Genomic DNA, 4745 nt, shown 5'->3' with positions numbered 1-4745 from the left:
ATTGGTCGATGGTCGTGCAGTCGATGGGCGGCACCACTGTGGTGATGGAGAAGTTCGACCCCGAACGTGCGCTGGAGTGCATTCAGCGATATCGCATCACTCACGGTCAGTTCGTTCCGGCGATGTTCGTGCGCATGCTGAAACTGCCCCGTGCCGTTCGTGATTCCTACGACGTGTCCAGCCTGCAGAGAGTCGTACATGCCGCGGCGCCGTGCCCAGTGGAGATCAAGAAGCAAATGATCGATTGGTGGGGCCCGATCATCGATGAGTACTACGCCTCCTCCGAGGCGGTTGGTGCGTCATTCATTCGGGCCCAGGACTGGCTCGAACATCGGGGATCCGTCGGTCGTCCCTTGGTCGGCGTCCCTCATATCCTCGATGAGGATGGTAATGAGCTGCCACCGGGCGAGGTCGGGGAAATCTATTACGAAGGCGGGCTCTCCTTCGAGTACCTCAAGGACCGGGAGAAGACGCAAGCGTCGCGCGACCGGCGCGGCTGGGTGACGGTCGGTGACGTCGGTTACCTGGATTCCGATGGCTTTCTTTTTCTCACTGACCGACGCCACCACATGATCATCTCCGGCGGCGTGAACATCTACCCACAGGAGGCAGAGGATCTGCTGGTCACCCACCCGAAGGTGCTCGACGCCGCAGTGTTCGGCATTCCCGACGACGAGATGGGTCAGAGCGTGAAGGGGGTTGTGCAGACGGTGGACCGCGACGATGCCAACGAACGATTCGGCGAAGACCTACTGGTCTGGCTGCGGGAACGGTTGGCGCACTACAAGTGTCCGCGTTCCATCTCGTTCGAGCCGCAGCTGCCGCGCACCGACGCCGGCAAGCTGTACAAGCAGGAACTGGTGAAGAAGTACTCCTGATCGCCGGTCAGCCGAGCCGGAGCGGCAGACTCGCGAGCACGAACGTGTTGGCCGGAAAGACGATTTCGGGAGTGTAACCCGGCGCCAGTGCGAACACGGGGACTCGCTTCAGCCATTCCTCGACGATCAAGGTCAGCTCCATGCGGGCCAGGTGCGAACCCAGGCAGCGGTGCGGGCCGCCGCCGAATCCCCAGTGCCGGTGCACCTTCCCATCCATCACAACGCTATTGGTGGAAATGGTATCGCTGTCGTCGCGGTTGATCGCACCCAGAAGTAGTCGAACCTGCGCCCCGGCCGGCAGCGTCACGTCGCCGATGGTGACGGCCTCGGTCGTCACCCTGGGCACAAGTGGCGCCGGTGGTTCCAAACGCACGATCTCCTCGATGAAGACCTTGATCTGTTCGGGATCGTCGCGCACCGACGCCCGCAATTCGGCGTTGCGGGCGAGTTCCAGCAGTGCGAAACCCATTGACGACGTGACGGTATCGAGTCCGGCCAGCACGAACAAGTAGCTCAGGCCGATCGCCTCGGCGTCGTCGAGGGGGTGCTCCCCGGTGAGCACCTGCGACAGGATGTCGCGGTCGGGCTTCTGTCGGCGTTTGTTGATCGCGTCGGTGAGGTAGGAGAACAGTTCGAGCGCGGGAGTGAGATCCATGCCCTCCAGCGAGGGCCGGTCGGCCAGGTTGATAACAGCGTTCTTCCACGCGACAAGGCGGTCACGATCCTCCAACGGGAGCCCGAACAGTGTCAGAAACACTTGCGATGGATAAGGAATCGCGATGTCGGCCATCACTTCGCACTCGCCTCTGGCAGCGACGGCACCCACGATGTCGACCGCCTGTTGCTGCAGTGCCGGCAGCATCTCGCCCAACGTATGGGGGCTGAAGAACGGTTGAAGGATGTGGCGGAATCTTGTGTGCTCGGGCGGGTCGAAGGCGATCGGTACGAGCGGCAGTGGACTTCCGAGCATGTCGAACGCCTTCTTCGACGAGAACACTTCCGGCTTCCGCAGTGCATCGAGCACGTCGTCGCGGCGGGTCAGATAGAACCAGCCGTCCATGTACACGACGGGCCCGGCGTCGCGCGCGGCCGCCCACCCGGCACCTCGGTCGGCCGCCATTGGCAACTTCGTCCATTCGAGCGTCGGGGCGCCGTATGTGTCAACCAGATCAACCAGATCCTCTTGCTTGGGGCTCAATTGCCCTCCCGTTCTCAGAAGGCCGATCGGTGCAGGCCGCCGTCGACCTCGATCCAGCTTCCGGTGATGTATCCGGCCTGATCCGAACACAGATACGCGACGAGCGAGGCTATTTCGCCTGCCGTGCCCATCCGTGCCGCAGGAACGCGCGCCTCGCTGAGCATGAATTCGCGCCGCGCCTCTTCGGTGCCAGCGCCCAGGTTCTTCTCGAGGTACGCGACGGAGTTCGCGGTCTCGATCCAGCCCGGCGCCACGGTGTTCACGGTGATGCCGTAACGGGCGTACTCGTCGGACACCGTCTTGAGGAGTCCGACTGTCGACGGTCTGCTGGTGTTGGCCACCACGTGATGGATGTTTCCGGCCGGCTCCTTGGCCGTCGCCGATCCGATGTGCACGAAGCGGCCCCACCCTGCGTCCCGCATCGCGGGCAATACGGCTTGGAGAAGGAGGATCTGGCTCATCGTGTGCAGTTCGAAGGACTCGCGATAGGTGTTTACGTCCGTGATGTCAGCGAAGTCTCCGGGCCGCTGGTACTTGGCTTGACCGACGACAATGAGCGGCGGCCCATGCTCAGCGGTGACCTGACGGACCGCGGCGTCGAGCTGCTGGGGATCGCTGACGTCCGCCGGGACGCCGATCGCCGTGGCCCCTTCGGCACGAATAGCGTCGACCGCGGTGTCGACGTCACTTTTCGTCCGCGCCAGAACGGCGACAGTGCAACCCTCGTCGCCGAGCAGCTTGGCGACTTCCAGTCCGATGCCCTTGCTGCCGCCGACAATCAACGCCGACCGGCCCGCGATCCCGAAATGCATGCCGCGCCGGCTAGCGCTTCACGTCCATGCCGGCATCAACCTTCAACACACTGCCGGTGAACGAGCGGCCGGCATCACTGATCAAAAACAGGATTGCGTTGCTGACGTCCCTGGGCTCGATCATCGGGAAATCGGGCAGTGCCGTCGACATCGCGTTGACCAGGTGCGGGTTCTCCTCGATCACCTTGAACAGCGCTGGGTTCTCGGTGATCATCGGCGTCGAGCAATTGGTCGGCGCCACGCCGTTGACGCGGATGCGGTCGGCGGCGAGCATGAGCGCGTACGAGCGGACCAGGCCGGTGATGGCGAGCTTCGACATCAGGTAGGCGTCGGTGCCGCCACGACCGTCGGTGAGGTCCAGTAGCGCAATCATCGAGCTCGTCGCGATGAGGTTGCCGCCCTGGCCGCGCTCCTTGATATGCGGGATCGCGACCTGGAAGGTGTTCCAGACTCCGGTGAGCATGATGTCGAGTCCGAGCTGCAGAGCTTCGCTGGCGTCGCGCTCGTCCGCGTTGGTCAGAACCACCCCGGCGTTGGCGATGACGGTGTCGATGTGGCCGAACTGTTCGACGCCGGCGTCGAAAACCGCCTGTAGCGCAGCTTTGTCGCGAACGTCCGCCTTGCGGAAAAGCATTTCCTGGCCGGTCTTTTCGACCAGCCGAGCGGTCTCTTCGAGTTCCTCGTAGGTGCCCAGCTTGTAGGGCACCACGTCGAGGTCCTCACAGATGTCGAGTCCGACGATGTCCGCGCCCTGCTCGGCACACATGACAGCATGCGATCGGCCTTGGCCCCGGGCAGCTCCAGTGATGAAAACGACGCGGCCGTCAAGTGAACCCATTCCGTATCCTCCGGTGATGATGGCAGGCGGCGCGCTCGGGCGCGGCGCTCAGGTCAAGGCGCGTGTGAAGTGCGCCACGGGAGATATTACGCCGCGGGTTTGGAATCATACAACTATTTGGCTAATTTCAATGGACACGCTCGTCCATGCTCCGGAAGGGAAAACACATGTCCAACACCCCCGACGACGGTCCCCGCCCTCCCGACGGCGACTGGCTCGGGAGCCCCTATCTGAGGTTCGAACGTGAAGGGGCCTTCGCGATCTGCACCCTCGATCGGCCCGAGGCGCGCAATGCGATGACGCCTGCGATGTACTTCGGTATCCGGTACGCCATCAGCCGGGTGAACGCCGACCCGGACCTCGCAGGGCTGCTGATCACAGGGACTGGTGACGTCTTTGCCCCCGGTGGCGATTTGGGGCAGGCTGCAGCGGACAACTGGATGGATTTCGCGTCGACCATGGGCATGGACGTGACGCCGTTCGACCTCCTGCGTCAGTCGCCGAAACCTGTGGTGTCAGCGGTCAATGGGCTCTGTCAGGGTGGCGGTCTGCAGATCGCGATGTGCAGCGACATCGCCGTTGTCAGCGACCGGGCCACCTTCCGGGTGCCGGAGTTGTTCCGCGGCATCGCCGACACGTACTACAGCCAGGTGCTCGCGCGGCTGATCGGTCCGGTCCGCACCAAGGATTTGATGTTCACCGGGCGGACCCTGAATGCCGAAGAGGCACTCGATTGGGGCATGGTGGCCAGGGTGGTACCCCATGACGACGTATTAGACGTGGCCAAAGAGGTTCTGGCGCAATGCTGCCGGACGGCTCCTGCGGCCAGGGGCCTCATCAAGGCCAGTCTGGACAACTACCTCGGTTTGTTCGACCGGATCGGAATGCAGAGCAGCCTCGCCGGCCCAGAGGCACGCGAGGGTTTTCGTGCTTTCAAGCAGAAGAACTCGCCGGACTGGGTGCATCCCGAGCTTCAGGTGGACGGCCGGCTGTGAATGTTGAGCCGTCGCGGGGCGGCC

Annotated in this window: 5 protein-coding genes; 2 read left to right on the top strand and 3 right to left on the bottom strand. The window is 63.4% G+C overall.

Annotation, left to right across the window (positions count from 1 at the left end; translation table 11 throughout):
- The coding region (locus tag QOJ24_RS24220) for an AMP-binding protein (RefSeq protein ID WP_526265886.1) at nucleotides 1-878 on the top strand (878 nt) is incomplete at its 5' end.
- Between the two features lie 7 nt (nucleotides 879-885).
- Here QOJ24_RS24220 and QOJ24_RS24215 read toward each other — a convergent pair.
- The 3 genes from QOJ24_RS24215 to QOJ24_RS24205 all read right to left on the bottom strand — a co-directional run bounded on the left by QOJ24_RS24215 (nucleotide 886) and on the right by QOJ24_RS24205 (nucleotide 3726).
- Complete coding sequence (locus tag QOJ24_RS24215; RefSeq protein ID WP_526265887.1) at nucleotides 886-1998, bottom strand: cytochrome P450; 1113 nt, start codon at nucleotides 1996-1998, stop codon at nucleotides 886-888.
- A 92-nt stretch (nucleotides 1999-2090) separates the two neighbouring features.
- Complete coding sequence (locus QOJ24_RS24210; protein ID WP_526265885.1) at nucleotides 2091-2888, bottom strand: SDR family NAD(P)-dependent oxidoreductase; 798 nt, start codon at nucleotides 2886-2888, stop codon at nucleotides 2091-2093.
- A gap of 10 nt (nucleotides 2889-2898) precedes the next feature.
- The gene (locus QOJ24_RS24205; protein WP_526265884.1) at nucleotides 2899-3726 is read right to left on the bottom strand and encodes a mycofactocin-coupled SDR family oxidoreductase; all 828 of its coding nucleotides are present in this window, start codon (nucleotides 3724-3726) and stop codon (nucleotides 2899-2901) included.
- A gap of 167 nt (nucleotides 3727-3893) precedes the next feature.
- Here QOJ24_RS24205 and QOJ24_RS24200 point away from each other — a divergent pair, with 167 nt between their 5' ends.
- Nucleotides 3894-4721, top strand: coding sequence for an enoyl-CoA hydratase/isomerase family protein (locus QOJ24_RS24200; RefSeq protein WP_526265883.1), 828 nt, complete (start codon nucleotides 3894-3896; stop codon nucleotides 4719-4721).
- The last annotated feature ends 24 nt before the right edge of the window (nucleotides 4722-4745 follow it).

The sequence above is a fragment of the Mycobacterium sp. genome (assembly GCF_032159775.1).
Taxonomy (GTDB): Bacteria; Actinomycetota; Actinomycetes; order Mycobacteriales; family Mycobacteriaceae; genus Mycobacterium.
Note: the sequence above shows the minus strand (reverse complement) of the source record. Positions and strands in the feature narration are given on the sequence as shown.

Bases quoted from the DNA above. Each gene is read 5' to 3' on its own strand.
- QOJ24_RS24200 (WP_526265883.1), top strand. From the start codon at position 3,894: ATGTCCAACACCCCCGACGACGGTCCCCGCCCTCCCGACGGCGACTGG.
- QOJ24_RS24210 (WP_526265885.1), bottom strand. From the start codon at position 2,888: ATGCATTTCGGGATCGCGGGCCGGTCGGCGTTGATTGTCGGCGGCAGC.
- QOJ24_RS24205 (WP_526265884.1), bottom strand. From the start codon at position 3,726: ATGGGTTCACTTGACGGCCGCGTCGTTTTCATCACTGGAGCTGCCCGG.
- QOJ24_RS24215 (WP_526265887.1), bottom strand. From the start codon at position 1,998: ATGGCGGCCGACCGAGGTGCCGGGTGGGCGGCCGCGCGCGACGCCGGG.